Source organism: Pseudomonas aeruginosa (genome assembly GCF_001457615.1).
GTDB classification, from domain to species: domain Bacteria; phylum Pseudomonadota; class Gammaproteobacteria; order Pseudomonadales; family Pseudomonadaceae; genus Pseudomonas; species Pseudomonas aeruginosa.
The window spans coordinates 1590059-1609411 of record NZ_LN831024.1 but is presented as its reverse complement, the minus strand read 5'-3'; the positions used below and the strand labels follow the sequence as shown (position 1 = coordinate 1609411).

Below are 19353 nucleotides of genomic sequence, written 5' to 3'. Positions count from 1 at the left end.
CTCCGAAGCGGTCGGCGGCGCGCAATCACTCCGCCGTCGGCTTCTTGCGCTTGAGCGGCGCCATGCCGTCGGCGCTGACCACCGCCGACGGCCCGGCCTTCGGCCGCGCGGCGGGCTTGCGCTTGGCCGCGGGCTTGGCGGCGGCGCCCTTCCTGTCCTGCTTTTTCTTCTTGCTGCCGGCGGCCTTGCCCGACGCCTTGAGTTTCTTCGGCCCCTGGTAGGCGGCCTTCAGTTCCTTGATGTTGCGTCGTTCGAAGTTCTGCTTGAGGTAGCGTTCGACGCTCGACATCAGGTTCCAGTCGCCATGGCAGATCAGCGAGATCGCCAGGCCCTCGGCGCCGGCGCGACCGGTCCGGCCGATGCGGTGCACGTACTCGTCGCCGCTGCGCGGCATGTCGAAGTTGATCACCAGGTCCAGGCCTTCGACGTCCAGGCCGCGTGCGGCGACGTCGGTGGCGACGAGGATCTTCACCGCGCCCTGCTTCAGGCGCTCGATGGCCAGCTTGCGGTCCTTCTGGTCCTTCTCGCCATGCAGGACGAAGACCTTGTGCTGGTTGGCGATCAGCCGCCCGGTCAGGCGATCGGCGGAGACCCGGGTATTGGTGAAGACGATGGCCTTGGTGTAGGTCTCGTTGCTCAGCAGCCATTGCAGCAACTGTTCCTTGTGCGCCACGTCGTCGGCGGTGATGACCTGCTGGCGGACGTTCTCGTTCAGCTCGCCGACCTGGTTCAGGCGCAGCACTTGCGGCTCGCGCAGCACCTCGGCGATCACCCTGTTCAACCCGGCGCCGCTGTGGGTCGCGGAGAACAGCAGGGTCTGGCGCTCGGCCGGGCAGGCATTGGCCAGGGCCAGCACGTCGTCGGCGAAGCCCATGTCGAGCATGCGGTCGGCCTCGTCCAGCACCAGCACCTCGATGTCCTGCAACGGCAGGTTGCCGGCGTTGCGCTGCTCGAGCAGGCGGCCGGGGGTGCCGATGATGATCTCCGGGTTCTTGCGCAGGCGCGCGCCCTGCACCTTGAAGTCCTCGCCGCCAGTGATCAGGCAGGCCTTGATGAAGGTGAACTGGGCGAAGCGCTCGACTTCCTTGAGGGTCTGCTGGGCCAGCTCGCGGGTCGGCAGGAGGATCAGCGCGCGCGCCAGGGAGCGCGGCTTGTCCTCGGCCAGCAGGCGGTGCAGCAGCGGCAGCAGGAAGGCCGCGGTCTTGCCGCTGCCGGTCTGCGCCGTGACCCGCAGGTCGTGCCCCTCCAGCGCCTTGGGAATGGCCGCGGCCTGGACCGGCGTCGGCTCGCTGAAGGACAGGCTTTCCAGTGCCTTCAGCAGGCGTTCGTGGAGGGGAAATTGGCTGAACAAGGGAGACCTCGGCATTGCACGTGAAAATGGACAGGTGCATAGCCTAACGGTTGCCGCGCCGGCGCGCAGGCTTTATTCGCGCGGCACGACGGCCAGCGCCGGCGTCGCAATCGGCTCGACGCCGGGTCGCCGCCAGGCAAGCACGGCGCGGGCGGCGATCGCAGACTCGTTCGACGCCCGCCGCCCAGAGGAACCAGGTCATGCCCGACGCGCCCGCATCCGCCGCCGAACGCCTCGAACGGCTGCCGCTGAGTCCATATCACCGACTGGTCTTCGTGATCATCGCGCTGGCGTTCTTCTTCGACTCGATGGACCTGGCGATGATGACCTTCCTGCTCGGCTCGATCAAAGCCGAGTTCGGGCTCGACTCGGCGCAGGCCGGGCTGCTGGCCAGCTCGAGCTTCTTCGGCATGGTGATCGGCGCGGCCCTGTCGGGCATGCTCGCCGACCGCTTCGGGCGCAAGCCGGTATTCCAGGCCAGCATCGTGCTCTGGGGCCTGGCCAGCTACCTGTGCTCCACCGCCGGCGACCTCGACAGCCTGACCTTCTACCGGGTATTGCTGGGGATCGGCATGGGGATGGAGTTTCCCATCGCCCAGTCGCTGCTGTCGGAGATGATCCCGGCCAGCCGCCGCGGCAAGTACATTGCGCTGATGGACGGCTTCTGGCCGCTGGGCTTCGTCGCTGCCGGCTGCCTGTCCTACTTCCTGCTGCCGCTGACCGGCTGGCGCAGCATTTTCCTGGTGCTGGCGCTGCCGGCGGTGTTCGTCCTCGCCATCCGCTTCCTGATTCCCGAGTCGCCGCGCTGGCTGGAGCAGGCCGGCCGGCGCGAACAGGCGGACCGGGTATTGCGCGACATAGAAGCACGGGTGATGCGTTCGCTGGGCCTGACCGAACTGCCGCCGCCGCTGCGCCAGCCGCAGCGGGAACGCAGCCGTCCGGGCTTCTTCAGCGCCTTCGCCGAGCTCTGGTCGCCAGCCTACCGGCGCCGCACCCTGACCGTCTGGGGCCTGTGGTTCTTCGCCCTGCTCGGTTTCTACGGCCTGACCTCCTGGCTCAGCGCGCTGCTCCAGCAATCCGGCTTCGCCGTCACCCAGTCGGTGTACTACACGGTGCTGATTTCGCTGGCCGGGATACCCGGCTTCCTCTGCGCGGCCTGGCTGGTGGAAAGCTGGGGCCGCAAGCCGAGCTGCGTGCTGATGCTCCTCGGCGGCGGCGCGATGGCCTACGCCTACGGCCAGACCGCGGTGTTCGGCGGCAGCCTGGCACTGCTGATCGGCTTCGGCCTGGCCATGCAGTTCTTCCTGTTCGGCATGTGGGCGGTGCTCTACACCTATACCCCGGAACTCTATCCGACCTCCGCGCGCGCCACCGGCTCGGGCTTCGCCTCGGCGGTCGGGCGGATCGGCTCGCTGCTCGGCCCGCTGGTCACCGGGCTGGTCCTGCCGCTCACCGGCCAGGGCGGGGTGTTCACCCTCGGCGCCCTCTGTTTCGGCGTCGCCGCCCTGGTGGTCTGGGCCTTCGGCATCGAGACCCGCGGGCGCACCCTGGAGGAGCTTGCCGGCTGAGCCCGCGCGTCGGCGGAAAACCTTTGTAGACACGTCGGGGATGCGATCCGGCGCCCGATGGGGCACTCTTGGTTCCTTTGTGCGTTCCCGGCCCCCGCGTCGGGATGTCCGTTCAACCGCGGGGCCGGCCCGTCCCCCCCGCCCGCAACAAAGGAAGTCGCCTGTCCATGGACTCCACATCCCTTCTCGACCAGCTCTCCGGGTACTGGTCGGCGCTCGACCAACACCCTATCCTGCACGCCGGCCTGGCCTTCGGCCTGCTGCTGGTGGGCGCCCTGATCCTCGGCCGGGTGGCCCGCTACATCGTCCTCTACGCCGCCAACCTGCTCGCCCGCCAGCCCGCGCTGCACTGGCTCGGCGACCTGATCCGCAACAAGGTGTTCCAGCGCCTGGCGCAGACCACGCCCTCGCTGCTGGTGCAATTCGGCCTGCCATGGATCCCGGAGATGCCGGACAAGGCCGCGCACTTCCTCGGCAACCTGGCACTGGCCTTCACCGTGCTGTTCCTGATCCTCGCCCTCACAGCGCTGCTGAATGCCCTGCTGGACATCTACGCGCGTACCGAGCACGCCCGCACCCGCTCGATCAAGGGCTACGTGCAACTGGCGAAGATCGCCGTGTTCGTGTTCGGCGCGATCATCATCGTCTCGATCATCATCGACCGCTCGCCGCTCCTGCTGCTGTCCGGCCTCGGCGCGATGTCGGCGGTCCTCCTGCTGGTCTACAAGGACACCCTGATGTCCTTCGTCGCCAGCGTGCAGCTCACCAGCAACGACATGCTGCGAGTCGGCGACTGGATCGAGATGCCGCAGGTCGGCGCCGACGGCGACGTGGTGGACATCACCCTGTACACCGTGAAGGTGCAGAACTTCGACAAGACCATCGTCTCGGTGCCGACCTGGCGCCTGATGTCGGAGTCGTTCAAGAACTGGCGCGGCATGCAGCAGTCCGGCGGACGGCGGATCAAGCGGGCGATCTACGTCGACTCCAGCCAGGTGCGTTTCCTCGACGAGAAGGAAGAGCGGCGCCTGAGCCAGGTGCGCCTGCTCACCGAATACATGGCCCGCAAGCAGACCGAGTTGCAGGAGTGGAATGCCGCCAACGGCGGGGTCGCCCCGCTGGCCGCCAACCGCCGCCGGCTGACCAACATCGGTACGTTCCGCGCCTACGCCCTCGCCTACCTGCAGAACCATCCGGACATCCATCCGCACATGACCTGCATGGTCCGCCAGTTGCAGCCGACCGCCCAGGGCATCCCGCTGGAGATATACTGCTTCACCCGCACCACCGCCTGGGTCGACTACGAGCGCATCCAGGGCGACGTGTTCGACTACCTGCTGGCGGTGATGCCGGAGTTCGGCCTCGGCGCCTACCAGCAGCCCAGCGGCCAGGACCTGCGCCAGGGGCTGCAGGGCATGCTCGAAGGGCGTGACGCCGAGGCCCGTTCGTTCGAGGCGTTGGCCGCACCGAGCCGCAGCGACGAAGCCACTGTCTGAAGCGAGGGGAGCGCCGTCCATGAAACCGCACCTGATCTACTACGTCGCCACCAGCCTGGACGGCTTCATCGCCCGTCCCGACGGTAGCGTCGACTGGCTCGACCGTTTCGCCGAGGGCGGCAACGACCATGGCTACAACGGCTTCTACCAGGGCATCGACGGGCTGCTGATGGGCCGCGGCACCTACGATATCGTGCGCGGCTTCGGCGACTGGCCGTATCCGGGCAAGCCCTGCCAGGTGCTCACCCGCAATCCCCGGGAGAGCGCGGTGGAAGGCGTCGAGTTGCGCCATGGCACGCCCCAGGAAGGCCTCGCACGCCTCGGCGAACAGGGCTGCCGGCGGGTCTGGCTGGCCGGCGGCGGCAGCCTCGCCGGTAGTTGCCTGGCGGCCGGGCTGCTCGACGAGGTGATCGTCAGCGTCATTCCGCAGCTGCTCGGCGCCGGCATCCCGCTGTTCGCCGGCGGCCGCGAGCGGCGCCTGCAACTGCTGGAACAACATGGCTACAACAGCGGCATCGTACAGATGCGCTACCAGGTGATCGCCGAGGACGACCCGCAATGACCGACAACCTGCTGAGCATTTCCGCCGCCTGCCTGTTCGACGACCAGGGCAACCTGTTGCTGGTGCGCAAGCGCGGCACCCAGGCCTTCATGCTCCCGGGCGGCAAGCGCGAGCCGGGCGAAACGCCCCTCGCCGCGCTACAGCGCGAACTGCTGGAGGAACTGCGCCTGCCGATGGGCGCCTCGACCTTCGAGCACCTCGGCAGCTTCCAGGCGCCGGCGGCCAACGAGGCGAACACCCGCGTCGATGCCGATATCTACGTCGCCCGCCTGCCCCACGCCGTCTGTGCGCAGGCGGAGCTGGAGGAACTGGCCTGGCTGGTCCCCGGCCAAGCGCAGCCGGACAATCTCGCGCCGCTGCTGCGCGATCATGTCCTGCCGGCCCTGGCGCGGCGCGCGGCGGAAAACCCGGAAACCCAGGCCGAACACCGGACGCGCCCCGATCATGTGCGCTAGCGCTAGCGCTACCGTCAACGAAAAAGGCCACCTCGGGGTGGCCTTTTCGCGTTCTCGCACCGATCGCGCGGAATATCGGCGGTTAACGCCTCTCCCCCGTGCGCAGCCTGCGGCAGAGCCTCAGAACGAAGTCCGGCGGTAGGCACGGTAGCGCGGGAACCAGAAGTTCGCCTCGATGGCGTCGTTCAGTACCTCGTCGCTGGTATGCAGGGCCTTGCCCTCGGCCTGGGCCTGCTTGGCCACGGCGACGGCGATGCGCTTGCTGACCTCGCGGATGTCGCCCAGCGCCGGCAACACGGCGCCCTCGCCCTGGGTAACGATCGGCGAGCAGTTGGCCAGGGCGTTGGCCGCGGCCATCAGCATGCCTTCGGTGACCCGGTTGGCCCGCGCGGCGATCACCCCCAGGCCGATGCCGGGGAAGATATAGGCGTTGTTGCACTGGGCGATGGGAATCCGCTTGTCGCCCACCTGCACCGGTTGGAACGGGCTACCGGTGGCGACCAGCGCCTGGCCGTCGGTCCAGTTGAGGATTTCCTGCGGAGTCGCCTCGACCCGCGAGGTCGGGTTGGACAGCGGCATCACCAGCGGCTGCTTGCAATGGCTGTGCAGCTCACGGATGACCTCTTCGGAAAACAGCCCGCGCTGCCCGGAGACGCCGATCAGCACCGTCGGCCGGGCATTGCGGATCACTTCCAGCAACGCCAGGTCGTCGCCCTGCTGGCCGCCCCAGGCACCGAGATCGGCGCGCTTCTGCGCCAGGCGGTGCTGGAAGTCGAGCAGGTTGCTCATGTCGTCGGTGAGCAGGCCCCAGCGGTCGACCATGAAGATGCGCCGACGCGCCTGGGCCTCGTCCAGGCCCTCCAGTTGCATGGCGGCGATGATCTGTTCGGCGATGCCGCAACCGGCGGAGCCGGCGCCGACGAAGGTCACGGTCTGCTCGCTGAGCTTCTCGCCCTTGGCCTTGCAAGCCGCCAGCAGGGTGCCCACGGCCACCGCGGCGGTGCCCTGGATGTCGTCGTTGAAGCAGCACAGCTCGTCCTTGTAGCGCTCCAGCAACGGCATGGCATTGGTCTGGGCGAAGTCCTCGAATTGCAGCAGGACGTTGGGCCAGCGGCGCTTGATCGCCTGGATGAACAGGTCGACGAACTCCTCGTACTGCGCCCCGCTCACCCGCTCGTGGCGCCAGCCCATGTACATCGGGTCGTTGAGCAGGTCCGGGTTGTTGGTGCCGACGTCCAGCACCACCGGCAGGGTGTAGGCCGGGCTGATACCGCCGCAGGCGGTGTACAGGGACAGCTTGCCGATCGGGATGCCCATCCCGCCGATGCCCTGGTCGCCCAGGCCGAGGATCCGCTCGCTGTCGGTGACCACCACGATCTTCACGTTGTTCTTGGTGGCGCTGCGCAGGATGTCGTCGATCCGCTCGCGGTCCGGGTAGGAGATGAACAGGCCGCGGTGGGTCCGGTAGATCTTCGAGAACTCCTGGCAGGCCTGGCCGACCGTGGGGGTGTAGATGATCGGCATCATTTCTTCCAGGTGCTCCTCGAGCAGGCGGAAGAACAGGGTCTCGTTGTTGTCCTGGATCGAGCGCAGGAAGATGTGGCGGTCCAGATCGGTGTTGCACAGGTTGTACTGGCTGTAGGCGCGCTCGGTCTGCTCCTCGATGGTCTCGATGTTGTGCGGCAGCAGGCCCTGCAGGTTGAAATCGATGCGTTCCTGGGTACTGAACGCGCTGCCTTTGTTCAGCAGCGGCATCTCCAGCAGCGAAGGGCCGGCATGGGGAACGTACAAGGGACGCTTGGCTGTTTCGGTCATATCTGGACTCGCTTCTACGGGCTTCACTCGGGTACGGGGACCACGAACATACCCCCGGCGCAGAGGCTTTCCAAGGCCACGGCGAACAACAGGTCATTGCCGGACCCGCAAGTATCGCCACTTGCACGGCGAAACCGGCGCGTCACATCCGGAACCGATCATTCGACGAATGGTCAGAAGGCCGGCGTCAAAATAGGTCACAATAGCCGCCGCTTTCGTAGGGGAATACGCTGGGAACGCCGATGAGTCCCCGATTTTCCTTCGTGAAGCCCGTTATCGCCGGGACAACCTGAATGCATCCAGGCCCGGAAGCAGTTGGCCGTTTCGTTTGACGGCCTGGTCGGAAGAGTCAGGAGGGCTCGTTCCGGTCACCCAGAAGACACTCCGATGAACAGAGAGTAACCACGAACCAGCGGAAGCCTGGACCGTTATTCACGCACGCGAAGACATGCCGAAATGCGTTCACCCTTTTTGACATGCCTGTCTGTAGGCTTCGCGGCCCTTCTGGCCGCCCTCTCGACGCCCAGCCTGGCTTCCAACCAGGTCACCCACACCTTCAAGCCGTCGAAGAATTCCACCCTGTCGCCCAGCCGGGTCGTCAGCACCCGCCAGTCCGCCAACCGCTCGGTGGTCGCGGCCGCCGCTTCCGAAGTCACCGACCGCGCCTTCAGCATGATCGGCACCCCCTACCGCTGGGGCGGCACCACGCCGAAGAAAGGCTTCGATTGCAGCGGCCTGGTCAACTATGTGTTCCAGGACGTCGACGACGTCGACCTGCCGCGGACCGCCCGCGCCATCTACAACATGGACAACAACAAGGTCTCCCGCGGCAAGCTGCAACCGGGCGACCTGGTGTTCTTCCGGATCCGCAGCCGCAGCGTCGACCACGTCGGCATCTACGTCGGCAACGACCGCTTCGTGCACGCGCCGCGGCGCGGCAAGAAGGTCCGCGTCTCCGACCTCAACAGCAGCTACTGGAAACGCCACTACCTGGCCGGCAAGCGCATCCTGCCGACCACCCTCGCCCAGGTCGAAAGCACCCGCAAGCGCTGATTCCGGCGCCTGCGGCTCGCTCAGATGCCCCGCCGCGCCTGTTTCCTCAGCAGGCGCGCGCTGTCCCAGCCGGTCAACAGCACCGCCAGCCAGATCGGCGCGTAGGTCCATAGCTGCTCGGGACGGAACGCTTCGCCGAGGAACAGTACCGCCACCAGGAACAGCAGCACCGGTTCGACGTAGCTGAGAATCCCGAACAGCCCCATCGGCAGCAGCCGGCTGGAAGCCATCATCGCGCCGAAGGCCAGCGCGCTGATCAGCCCCAGCATCGGCAGCAGCAGCCACAGGCGCGGCGCCTCGCGGAAGGCCTGGCTCTCGTCGCCCAGCCAGTACAGCGCGGCCAACGCCAGCGGCAGCAGGAAGAGCATCTCGAAGACGAACCCGGACAGCGCGTCCACGCCCATCCTGCGCCGCAGCATGAAGTATGGGGGATAGCCCAGCGCGGTGACCAGGGAGACCCAGGAGAACGCGCGGGTCAGCCAGAACTCGTGGAGCACCCCGGCCAGCGCGCAGGCCACGGCGATAGCCTGCAGCGGCGTCAGGCGCTCGCCGTAGAACACCCGCCCCACCAGCACCATCGCCAGCGGCAGGAGGAAGTAGCCCAGCGACAGTTCAAGGGTTTTCCCGGCCAACGGCGCCCAGATGAAGATGCCCCATTGCAGCAGCATCATCGCCGCGGTCAGCGGGAAGCAGGCCAGCAGCCAGGGCTCGGCGAACAGCCGGCGCCAGGCGGCGCGCAGGGTCGGCCACTGGCGGGTGGCGACGACCAGCAGGAATACCATCGGGATCGACCAGACCACCCGATGCGCCACCACCTGCAGGCTGTCCAGCGGCTCCAGCAGGTGGACGTAGCCCGGCAGGGTAACGAACAGCACCGAGGCGGCCAGCGACAGCAGCACGCCCTGTCCGGAAATCCTCATGCACGCACCTCGCGCCGGCCGAGCCGGTTGACCCACAGCGAAGCGACGATCACCGCGCCGCCCAGGGCCAGGCGCGGCAGGTCGGCGTGCTGGTTCCAGATCAGCAGGTTGAGCAGCAACCCGACCGGCACGTGCAGGTTGTTCATCACCGCCAGGGTACCGGCGTCCACCTCGGTGGCGCCCTTGTTCCACCAGAACTGGCCGAGGGCGGTGGCCAGCAGCCCCATCCATACCAGTACGCCCCATTGCAGCTCGCCGGCCGGCAGGCGCTGCGGATCGCCGAACAGCAGCCAGGCAGGCAACGCCACCAGCAGCGCGCCAACGAAGAAATAACCGAAGCGCTGGCGCTGCGGCAGCTCGGACGGGTACTTGCGCACCAGGCGCTTGTACAGCACCTGGCCGGCGGCGAAGGTGGCGTTGGCCAGTTGCAGCAGCAGGAAGCCCTGGAGGAACTCGCCAGTGATCCCGTCGTAGCGGATGATCGCCGCGCCCAGCACCGCCACCAGCGCGGCGGCCAGGGCCCAGAAGTTGAAGCGGCGGTTGAGCAGGTCGTCGAACAGGGCCACGTGGACCGGCGTCAGCACGGTGAACAGCAGCACCTCGGGCACCGTCAGCACGTTGAAGCTCAGGTACAGGCAGACGTAGGTGATGCCGAACTGCAGCGCGCCGACCAGCATCACCCCACCGACGAAACGCGGTTCGACGCCGCGCCAGCGGGTCAGCGGGAGAAACACCAGGCCAGCGAGAAGGACCCGGGTAAGCACGGCGAAGTAGCTGTCGACCTGGCCGGCGAGGTACTCGCCGATCAGGTTGAAGGAGAACGCCCAGAGGACGGTGACGAACAGTAGATAACGCATGGACCAGGCACCAGGATGGGGCGCCGACCATAACGTTTTTGCCGCCGCCAAGGAAGGCCGCGCGGGCCCGCGGCCACCCTCGCCGCCCCTGTATTACTTGCCGTGCGCGGTGGGCCAGCGGTATTCGAGCCAGTGCTCCATGCGCTGGCGCAACAAGCCGCTCTGCTCGGCGATGTGCAGCCACTGGTCGACGTAGCGCTTGAAGGCCTCGTCGCGCGGCAGCAGGTAGGCCTTCTCGGCGAAGTCGAAGGGTTGCTGCGGATGCACGGCGCAGAGTTCCGGGTGCAGACGCGACTGCAGGCGGGCCTCGATGGCGTCGGTCATCATCAGGTCGGCCTTGCCGTCGACGATCTGCTGGAAGATCGTCACGTTGTCCGGATGCACCAGGATCCGGGCCTTCTTCAGGTTCGCCCGGGCGAACTTCTCGTTGGTGCCGCCGGGGTTGACGATGGCCGTCACGCCCGGCTGGTCGATCTGCTCCAGGGTCTGGAAACGCGCTTCTTCGCTACAGAGGGTGATCGGCGTCTTGCCGTCGCGCAGGTAGGGAATCGAGAAATACGCCTGGCGCTGGCGCTCCAGGTTGATCGAGATGCCGCTCATGGCGATGTCGAAGCGGTCGTCGGCGAAATCGCGCATCAGGTTCGGCCAACTGGTCGGCACCACTACCAGCTTGGCCCCCAGGCTCTCGGCCAGGCGCTGCGCCATGTCCACGTCGAAACCGGCGTAACCGCCCTCTTCCGTGCGGTAGCTGAAGGGCTTGTAGTCGCCAGTGGTGGCGACGCGCAGCACGCCGCTTTCGAGGATGCGGTCGAGGCGGCTCTCCTGCGCCTGGAGGCTGGCGCTGGCCAGCAGCGCAAGGCAGGCCAGGGCCTGGACGAGATGGCGGAATGACTTCAGCATGGCGACTCCTCGGGATGGCGGACCGCAGAGAGACTACGCAAGTCGGCAGCCGCGGCCAAATCCCGGAATGCAGGGGAACGCCCGATGACGCCGGGGCGCGGGCCGAGCATGCGGCAGGAGAAGCGGAAAAAAGTGCGCGAAATGGCTGACGACCTCACACCGCCATCGACAGCGGTACGCCCTGCAGCCATTCCGGGTGGTAGCGCAGCAGCATCTCCAGGCCGCGCTCCTGGTAGGCCGGGAAGCTGATCGCGACCAGCGTCTCGCCCTTGACCTTCTGCGGCGGGCCGAGGCGCTGGAGGATCACGCCGTTGCGAACGAAATAGCGCTCCATGGCCGTGGTGGTCACCGCCACCACCGAACTGGCGCCCAGGTACCAGGCGCATTGCAGGCTGGACCAGAATATCTTCATCGCCAGTTGCGGATCGTCCGCCGCGCTGGCGGCGTAACGCGAAAGCTCCCAGACCGACGGATCGCTGGGCGGGGTTTCGCTGCACAGGTAGGCGAAGACTTCCTTGAGCAGGTAGGCGTCGGTCGTCGGCAACAGGCGGGCACAACCGCAGATACCCTGGCGGCCCATGGCGACGATGTAGCGGGTTTGCGGATGGTCGAACTGGTCGAACTCCTGGTCGCGGACCCTGGAGGTGGAGACCACATCCCAGCCCAGCTTCTCGATGAAGACCTGATGCCGGTAGCGTCCCAGCTCGGCGATCATGGCGGCGGAAAGCCCTTCCAGCGATTCAGAGAGCAATTCGATCATGACCAAGTCCCCGTGTCGTGCCGGCCGAGAAAAAAAGGCGGCATCCCTACCCTGATACTCCTGGGCCCTCTCAGTCGGAGGACATACCAGCACACACATGAGGGGGAAGACTAAAGGAGGATGAACGGCAGGCAACCTGCCAGATCTGGTAGGGCGCGCCAGCCGGCGCGCCCTAAGCATCAGATGAGGCCCAGCGCCGCGGCGTAGGCGGCAGCCAGCGTCTTGTTCGGCGCGTCGAACTTCTTCTGGATGTTCTTGTGGTGGAAGTTCACCGTGCTCTCGGAAATGCTCAGGATGATGGCGATTTCCCCGGAGCTCTTGCCGTCGGCGGTCCATTGCAGGATCTCGCGTTCGCGATGGCTCAGGCAGACCGGGTTGGACATCAGCATCGGATGCTCCAGGTCGGTCAGCTTCTGGGTCAGCAACTCGATCATGCAACGCAGCCGCAGGCGGATTTCCTCGCGCTCGAAGCTGGAGATGTTCTGCTGGTCGCGCGCCACGGAAAGCACGCTGAGCAAATTGTTCGGCGCGCGGATCGGCAGGGTCGCGCCGACACAGAGGCCCCAATCGCGAGCCTCGTTCCAGAGCATCCGGCTCTGGTCGAACAGGCTGTCGCTCCAGACCACCATTTCCGAGGAGCGCAGGCCGTTGAGGATCGCCGGATCCACGGCCCCGTAGTTCTGCATCTGGTATCGCTCCAGCCAGGCCTTGGGATAGGTGCCATGGACCTCGGTCTTCGGCCGGGTGAAGGGAATCGTGTGGCGCACGCCATAGGCGTAGTAATCGAAGCCCAGGCGCCGCACTTCCTTTTCCAGGACGGCGAACACGCCCTGGCTGTCGTGGATCGGCTGCATCTCGCTACGCAAACCGTCCCACCACAGCAAAAAGCCTCCGTCATTCCTCATTGCAGTAAGCCCTGATCGATAAAATGCATCACAGCAGAATTGGCCCGGGGTATGACGCTGTCAAGCGCGCAGCCTTGCCGATACGGCAAAATCATGGCAACCCTATCTGTTATGCCAGCACCGTTCAGGACGCAGCCTTCAGCCATCGAGCATCCCCCTCCCTATGACAACGTTCGACCACCTGGGCCGCTTTACCGCAAGCGATACTGTGCGGTTGTGACAATTCCATGAAACGCCGACAGGCCGCCGCCATGGCCGGGTCCTCGAGCAAGCGCCACAGCGCCCCGCGCAACTCCTGCTCGCGCAACGGCACGCCCAGGCGCATCCCGCAGCCGAGCCGGACCAGCCGTTCAGCATTGTCGAACTGGTCGTGGGCGCAGGGCAGCAGCACCTGCGGCACCCCCGCCGCCAAGGCCAGGCTCATGGCGCCGATACCGCCCGGATGGACCAGCCCGGCGCACGATGGCAGCAAGGCTCCCAGTGGCGCGTAGGCGCGCTGCAGCACGTGATTCGGCAAGCCGCGCAGCGGTTCCTGGCCGGCGCCGGTGAGGAAGATCCCACGCGCGCCGAGGCGTTCCAGCGCGCGCAGGGCCATGGCGTAGAAGTCGCCCTGCAGGTGTTCGGTCGAGCCCTGGGTGAACACCAGCGGCCGGCTGCCCTGATCGAGAAAGCGTTGCAGTTCGTCGTCGAGCGGGGTCCCCGGGATACTGCCGTCGAACAGCGGGAAGCCGGTCATGTGCAGGGGTTGCGGCCAATCCTGCTGGGGCGGCGCGAACCAGGCCGGGAACAGGCAGACCACGCCCTGCGGCGAATGCATCCATTGGGTGAAGATGCGCTTCACCGGCGTCTCCAGGCCGACCTTGCGGCGCACCGCGTTGATCTCCGGCGCGCAGGTGCGATCCAGCTTGAAGCGCTCGATGCAGCGCCAGAGCAGCTTGCGCATCGCCAGCGGCATCTGCTCGGGCACGTTGAACTTGGGGTGTACCGGCGGCAGGTGCGCCGACAACAAGGTCGATGGCGAGACCTGCGCGGACAGGTAGGGAATCCCGTACTTCTCGTGAGCGATGCGTGCGCCCAGCGCCCAGAGCGAGCCGACCACCACGATGTCGTCATGGCGCTGCGCCGAGACGTACTCGTAGACCGGCTCGATCATCCCGGCGATGGCTTGCCAGAGCACGCCGAAGGACGTCTTGGGGTCCCACAGGCGCGGATCGCCCATGGTCCGGCGGTAGGTCAGTTCGTCGCTCAGCGGGACGAACGCGATGCCGTGCTGCTCCACCGCGTCGCGAAACACCGGGGTGGTGCAGAGGCTCACGCGGTGCCCGCGCAATTTCAGGGTCCGGGCCAAGCCGATGAAGGGAAATACGTCGCCGGCCGAGCCGATGGCGATGAGGATGGCGTGCATGGGGCTACTCCGTGCGTTATGCAACCGCAAAGCCCGGCCAGGCCGGGTCTTCGCAGGTCAAGGGTTCAGGCGTAGCCGATGGCCATCTCGTGGAATCCCGCCGCGCGTTCCGCCCGCTGCGGCTCCGGTTGCTTCAGCAGGTGCTCGAGCAGGGCGCGGTGCACGCGTACCGCGGCCAGCTTGGACTCCAGGTCGAGGAAATGCCCGGTGCCCTCCACCCGCGAGAAACTGCAGTGCGGCAGGTAGTCGCGGAACTGGCGGGCGTCCTCGGCGGTGGTGTATTCGTCCCAGCTGCCGTTGATGAAATGCACGTGGCTCTGGATCCGCTCCAGGCAAGCCAGGTAGCCCCGATCGTTGAGCGCCAGCACCTGGTCGATGTGAAAGCGCGCCTGCTCGTATTCGCCGGTGGCCAGCGAAGCCATGTGCTGATGGTTGCTGGCTTTCAGGCGCGGCGGCAGGTATTTGCCGACGGTCTCGTTGAGCAGATGGCCGATCGCCGACTTGTCGTCCAGCTCGATCAGCGCCTGCGCCCGCCCGACGTAGTCGAGCATCGCCTGGTTCAGTCCAGGGGCGAATGCCATCACCACCGAGCTGCGGATGCCGCGCGGATTGCGCGACAGCGCCAGCAGCGTGGAGATACCGCCCCAGGACGCGGAGACCAGGTGATTGACCTCGAAGCGCTCGATCAGCGCCAGGAGGATTTCCACCTCGTCGTCCTTGGTGATCAACCCGCGCTGCGGGTTGTGCTGACGCGACTGCCCGGCGAAGGGCAGGTCGAACAGCACCACGTTGAAATGTTCGGCCAGGCACTTGCAGGTCCGGGCGAACGAGGCGGTGGTCGCCATCGCGCCGTTGACCAGCATCACCGTGCTGCGCCCGGGATCCTGCCCAACGCGCTCGACATGTACCCGCAGGCCCTTGCAAACCGATACCAACAGACTTTCGCGCCGCATTTCACACCTCCCAAAAATTTTCGAACAGGCAAACAGCTATCGCTGCCACGGGTATCCCGGCATTACGTAGAGTTCGTTCTTATTGTTCGAACGGCAGACAAGTAACTCAGCGGCCATCCGCGCGGACCAGCCACGGCGGATGCGTACCCCTTCAGGCGAGGGGCTTGTGTGGGTCTTGCAGATCGGCCTGCGCAAACGATTGGCGTCCGTGTTCACGCGTAGCCGATGAACACTTTTTAGCCAATTCGAAAGCTAACGGTAACTGCCAGATTTCACAGGACGGGCGGCCGCCTGCGCATAAGCCCCTGCCCGCCCGCGATAAGGCGTGCCAGAGCGGCCGGCGGGGAACAGCGAGGGGTTGGCGGAAAAGGCATGAAAAAACCGGGCGCCAGGCCCGGTTTCCGGTGTCGAAACGCTCTGGCGTCAGGCTTTTGGCAGGGTCACGCCGCGCTGGCCCTGGTATTTGCCGCCACGGTCCTTATAGGACACTTCGCAGGCCTCGTCGGATTGCAGGAAGAGCATCTGCGCCACGCCTTCGTTGGCGTAGATCTTCGCCGGCAGGTTGGTGGTATTGGAGAACTCGAGGGTCACATGGCCTTCCCACTCCGGCTCCAGCGGGGTGACGTTGACGATGATGCCGCAACGCGCGTAGGTGCTCTTGCCCAGGCAGATGGTCAGGACGTCGCGCGGGATGCGGAAGTACTCGACGGTGCGCGCCAGAGCGAAGGAGTTCGGCGGGATGATGCAGACGTCGCTGTTGATGTCGACGAAGCTTTTCTCGTCGAAGTTCTTCGGATCGACCACCGCCGAATGGATGTTGGTGAACACCTTGAACTCGGCGGCGCAGCGCACGTCGTAGCCGTAGCTGGACACCCCGTAGGAAATCACCCGGCTGTCGTCCGCGCCGCGCACCTGGCGCTCGACGAACGGCTCGATCATGCCGTGCTCCTGAGCCATGCGGCGAATCCACTTGTCCGATTTGATGGTCATGGAGGGTGTCCTGTCGAAAGCTGCGAAAAATGATCGCGAATCTTACCGGGGCCGCCGCCCCAGGGCAAAGGCAGCCGTCGCCGACGGCTGCCCGATCGCCTCAGTCGTCGCTGATGCTGATGTTCGGCAGGCCGACGCTGGCCCGCTCGCTGAGAACGATGCGCGCGCCGACATGGCGGGCGATTTCCTGGTAGAGCATCGCCAGTTGGCTTTCCGGATCGGCGATCACCGTCGGCCGGCCGCTGTCGGCCTGGGTGCGGATGGCGATCGACAGCGGCATGGACGCCAGCAGCTCGACGCCGAACTGCGCCGCCAGCTTCTCGCCGCCGCCCTCGCCGAACAGGTGCTCGGCATGGCCGCAGTTGGAGCAGATATGCACCGCCATGTTCTCCACCACGCCGAGCACCGGGATGTTCACCTTGCGGAACATCTCCACGCCCTTCTTCGCGTCGAGCAGCGCTAGGTCCTGCGGGGTGGTGACGATCACCGCGCCGGCCACCGGCACCTTCTGCGCCAGGGTCAGCTGGATGTCGCCGGTGCCCGGCGGCATGTCCACCACCAGGTAGTCGAGGTTGTCCCAGGCGGTCTGGGTGATCAGTTGGATCAGGGCACCGGAGACCATCGGCCCGCGCCAGACCACCGGCGTGCTGTCGTCGGTGAGGAAGGCCATCGACATCACCTGCACCCCGTGCGCCTCCAGGGGCTCGAACCACTTCTGCTCACGGACCTTCGGCCGGGTGCCTTCCGGCAGGCCGAACATGATGCCCTGGCTGGGTCCGTAGATGTCCGCGTCGAGGATGCCCACCCGCGCACCCTCGCGGGCCAAGGCCAGGGCCAGGTTGGCGGCGGTGGTGGACTTGCCGACGCCGCCCTTGCCGGAAGCCACCGCGACGATGTTCTTCACGTTGCCCATCACCTCGACCTGCGGCTGTGCCTTGTGCGGCTGGATCACGCAGTCGACCCGGACCTCGGCGCGAGCGACGCCGTCGAGCGCCTCCAGGGCCATTTGCAGGGTTTGCGCCAGGCCGTTTCTGAACAGCCCGGCGGCGTACCCCAGTTCCAGGCGCACCCGCACGCGGTCGCCCTGGATCTCCACCTCGCGCAGGCAGCCGGCGCTGACGGGGTCCTGGTTCAGATAGGGGTCCTGGTACTGGCGGAGGGTGGCTTCCACCGTTTGGCGAGTGATAGCGGACATGGGGGATTTCCTGAGGGTTAAGCGGGGAATCGATGCCGGTCATCCTACCCGAGTGGCGCGCGGATGAAAAAAAACCGCCGCTTCTTTATAGTGACCGATCCGTTTAGCTCTCAGCCGATAAGCCGAACCCATGTCCGAACCACGCAAGATCCTCGTTACCAGCGCCCTCCCCTACGCCAACGGTTCCATTCACCTGGGACACATGCTGGAGTACATCCAGACGGACATGTGGGTGCGCTTCCAGAAGATGCGTGGCAACCAGGCCGTCTACGTCTGCGCCGACGACGCCCACGGTTCGGCGATCATGCTCCGCGCCGAGCGCGAGGGCATCACCTCCGAGCAACTGATCGACGCCGTGCGCGCCGAGCACATGGGCGACTTCGCCGACTTCCTGGTGGACTTCGACAACTACCACTCGACCCACTCGGAAGAGAACCGCGAGCTGTCCAGCGCGATCTACCTGAAACTGCGCGACGCCGGGCACATCGACACCCGCCCGGTGACCCAGTACTTCGACCCGGAAAAGCAGATGTTCCTCGCCGACCGCTTCATCAAGGGCACCTGCCCGAAGTGCGGCACCGCCGACCAGTACGGCGACAACTGCGAGGCCTGCGGCGCGACCTACGCCCCGACCGAACTGAAGGACCCGAAATCGGCGATCTCCGGCGCCACCCCGGTGCTCAAGGAATCGCTGCACTACTTCTTCAAGCTGCCGGACTTCGAGGCCATGCTCAAGCAATGGACCCGCAGCGGCACCCTTCAGGAGTCGGTGGCCAACAAGCTCGCCGAATGGCTGGACAGCGGCCTCCAGCAGTGGGACATCTCGCGTGACGCGCCGTACTTCGGCTTCGAGATTCCCGACGCTCCCGGCAAGTACTTCTACGTCTGGCTGGACGCGCCGATCGGCTACATGGCCAGCTTCAAGAACCTCTGCGCGCGGCGTCCCGAGCTGGACTTCGACGCGTTCTGGGGCAAGGACTCCAGTGCCGAGCTGTACCACTTCATCGGCAAGGACATCGTCAACTTCCACGCGCTGTTCTGGCCGGCCATGCTCGAAGGCGCCGGCTACCGCAAGCCGACCGCGCTGAACGTGCACGGCTACCTGACCGTGAACGGCCAGAAGATGTCCAAGTCGCGCGGCACCTTCGTCAAGGCGCGCACCTACCTCGACCACCTGGACCCGGAATACCTGCGCTACTACTACGCGTCCAAGCTCGGCCGCGGCGTCGAGGACCTCGACCTGAACCTCGAGGACTTCGTGCAGAAGGTCAACTCCGACCTGGTCGGCAAGGTCGTCAACATCGCCAGCCGCTGCGCCGGCTTCATCCACAAGGGCAACGCCGGCGTGCTGGTCGGCGCCGATCCGGCGCCGGAGCTGCTCGCCGCCTTCCGCGAGGCCGCCCCGGGAATCGCCGAGGCCTATGAGGCCCGCGACTTCAATCGCGCCATGCGCGAGATCATGGCCCTCGCCGACCGCGCCAACGCCTGGATCGCCGAACAGGCGCCCTGGGCGCTGGCCAAGCAGGAAGGCCAGCAGGACAAGGTCCAGGCCGTCTGCGGCCTGGGCATCAACCTGTTCCGCCAGTTGGTGATCTTCCTCAAGCCGGTGCTGCCGAAGCTGGCCGCCGCCGCCGAAGCCTTCCTCAACGTCGCCCCGCTGACCTGGGCCGACCACCAGACCCTGCTGGCCAACCACCAGTTGAACCCGTTCCAGCCCCTGATGACCCGTATCGAGCCCGCGAAAGTAGAAGCCATGATCGAAGCCTCCAAGGAAGACCTCGCCGCCGCATCCCAACCCGCCGGCAACGGCGAGCTGGTCAAGGAACCCATCGCCGCGGAGATCGACTTCGACGCTTTCGCCGCGGTCGACCTGCGCATCGCCCTGATCGAGAAGTGCGAATTCGTCGAAGGCGCCGACAAGCTGCTGCGCCTGTCGCTGGACATCGGCGACGCGAAGCGTAACGTGTTCTCCGGGATCAAGAGCGCATATCCCGACCCGAGCGCCCTGGAAGGCCGCCTGACGCTCTATGTGGCCAACCTGGCGCCGCGCAAGATGAAGTTCGGGGTGTCCGAGGGCATGGTCCTGGCCGCCGGCCCGGGTGGCGAGGAGATCTACCTGCTGAGTCCGGACAGCGGAGCCAAGCCGGGCCAGCGCGTCAAGTAACGCA

General features: G+C 66.3%; 17 protein-coding genes. 6 read left to right on the top strand and 11 right to left on the bottom strand.

What is annotated here, in order from left to right; translation table 11 throughout:
- Positions 1 to 25 precede the first annotated feature (25 nt).
- Positions 26 to 1366 (bottom strand): DEAD/DEAH box helicase, encoded by a 1341-nt coding sequence (locus AT700_RS07430; RefSeq protein ID WP_019371565.1) that lies wholly within the window; start codon positions 1364 to 1366, stop codon positions 26 to 28.
- A gap of 185 nt (positions 1367 to 1551) precedes the next feature.
- Between AT700_RS07430 and AT700_RS07425 the strand changes: the two genes are divergently transcribed.
- From AT700_RS07425 to AT700_RS07410, 4 genes are all read left to right on the top strand, one after another.
- Positions 1552 to 2919 (top strand): MFS transporter, encoded by a 1368-nt coding sequence (locus AT700_RS07425; RefSeq protein WP_003113893.1) that lies wholly within the window; start codon positions 1552 to 1554, stop codon positions 2917 to 2919.
- Positions 2920 to 3086: 167 nt separating this feature from the next.
- Complete coding sequence (locus tag AT700_RS07420; protein ID WP_003103754.1) at positions 3087 to 4415, top strand: mechanosensitive ion channel family protein; 1329 nt, start codon at positions 3087 to 3089, stop codon at positions 4413 to 4415.
- A 19-nt stretch (positions 4416 to 4434) separates the two neighbouring features.
- Positions 4435 to 4977 (top strand): dihydrofolate reductase family protein, encoded by a 543-nt coding sequence (locus tag AT700_RS07415; protein WP_003119560.1) that lies wholly within the window; start codon positions 4435 to 4437, stop codon positions 4975 to 4977.
- On the top strand, positions 4974 to 5432 hold the full coding sequence (locus tag AT700_RS07410; protein WP_003113894.1) for an NUDIX hydrolase: 459 nt from the start codon (positions 4974 to 4976) through the stop codon (positions 5430 to 5432). The genes AT700_RS07415 and AT700_RS07410 overlap by 4 nt, the downstream gene beginning before the upstream one ends.
- 120 nt (positions 5433 to 5552) lie before the next feature.
- On the opposite strand, the gene AT700_RS07405 is transcribed toward AT700_RS07410, so the two are convergent.
- On the bottom strand, positions 5553 to 7247 hold the full coding sequence (locus AT700_RS07405) for an NAD-dependent malic enzyme (RefSeq protein WP_003103761.1): 1695 nt from the start codon (positions 7245 to 7247) through the stop codon (positions 5553 to 5555).
- Between the two features lie 456 nt (positions 7248 to 7703).
- Between AT700_RS07405 and AT700_RS07400 the strand changes: the two genes are divergently transcribed.
- Positions 7704 to 8300, top strand: a complete 597-nt coding sequence (locus AT700_RS07400; RefSeq protein ID WP_003103763.1) for a C40 family peptidase — start codon at positions 7704 to 7706, stop codon at positions 8298 to 8300.
- Positions 8301 to 8320: 20 nt separating this feature from the next.
- Here the strand turns inward: AT700_RS07400 and rarD are convergent, their stop codons facing one another.
- The 9 genes from rarD to apbC all read right to left on the bottom strand — a co-directional run bounded on the left by rarD (position 8321) and on the right by apbC (position 17185).
- On the bottom strand, positions 8321 to 9220 hold the full coding sequence (gene rarD, locus AT700_RS07395) for an EamA family transporter RarD (RefSeq protein WP_003091995.1): 900 nt from the start codon (positions 9218 to 9220) through the stop codon (positions 8321 to 8323).
- A complete protein-coding gene (locus tag AT700_RS07390) occupies positions 9217 to 10077 on the bottom strand; it encodes a carboxylate/amino acid/amine transporter (protein ID WP_003092000.1) in 861 nt (286 codons plus the stop codon). The genes rarD and AT700_RS07390 overlap by 4 nt, the downstream gene beginning before the upstream one ends.
- 93 nt (positions 10078 to 10170) lie before the next feature.
- Positions 10171 to 10977: a cyclohexadienyl dehydratase gene (gene pheC / locus AT700_RS07385; protein ID WP_023085468.1), complete on the bottom strand. Its 807-nt coding sequence runs from the start codon at positions 10975 to 10977 to the stop codon at positions 10171 to 10173.
- 154 nt (positions 10978 to 11131) lie between these two features.
- Complete coding sequence (gene rhlI, locus AT700_RS07380) at positions 11132 to 11737, bottom strand: acyl-homoserine-lactone synthase (protein ID WP_003111059.1); 606 nt, start codon at positions 11735 to 11737, stop codon at positions 11132 to 11134.
- A 179-nt stretch (positions 11738 to 11916) separates the two neighbouring features.
- Positions 11917 to 12642: a transcriptional regulator RhlR gene (rhlR, locus tag AT700_RS07375; RefSeq protein WP_003119559.1), complete on the bottom strand. Its 726-nt coding sequence runs from the start codon at positions 12640 to 12642 to the stop codon at positions 11917 to 11919.
- Positions 12643 to 12766: 124 nt separating this feature from the next.
- Positions 12767 to 14047 carry a glycosyltransferase gene (locus AT700_RS07370; RefSeq protein WP_019371560.1) on the bottom strand — a complete coding sequence of 427 codons (1281 nt, stop codon included), beginning with the start codon at positions 14045 to 14047 and terminating at the stop codon, positions 12767 to 12769.
- 65 nt (positions 14048 to 14112) lie between these two features.
- A complete protein-coding gene (gene rhlA / locus AT700_RS07365; protein WP_003092013.1) occupies positions 14113 to 15000 on the bottom strand; it encodes a 3-(3-hydroxydecanoyloxy)decanoate synthase in 888 nt (295 codons plus the stop codon).
- Between the two features lie 423 nt (positions 15001 to 15423).
- Positions 15424 to 15990 carry a dCTP deaminase gene (gene dcd / locus AT700_RS07360; RefSeq protein ID WP_003092017.1) on the bottom strand — a complete coding sequence of 189 codons (567 nt, stop codon included), beginning with the start codon at positions 15988 to 15990 and terminating at the stop codon, positions 15424 to 15426.
- A 100-nt stretch (positions 15991 to 16090) separates the two neighbouring features.
- Positions 16091 to 17185 (bottom strand): iron-sulfur cluster carrier protein ApbC, encoded by a 1095-nt coding sequence (gene apbC, locus AT700_RS07355; protein ID WP_003092020.1) that lies wholly within the window; start codon positions 17183 to 17185, stop codon positions 16091 to 16093.
- Between the two features lie 130 nt (positions 17186 to 17315).
- Between apbC and metG the strand changes: the two genes are divergently transcribed.
- The gene (gene metG, locus AT700_RS07350) at positions 17316 to 19349 is read left to right on the top strand and encodes a methionine--tRNA ligase (protein ID WP_003103773.1); all 2034 of its coding nucleotides are present in this window, start codon (positions 17316 to 17318) and stop codon (positions 19347 to 19349) included.
- Positions 19350 to 19353: the final 4 nt, after the last annotated feature.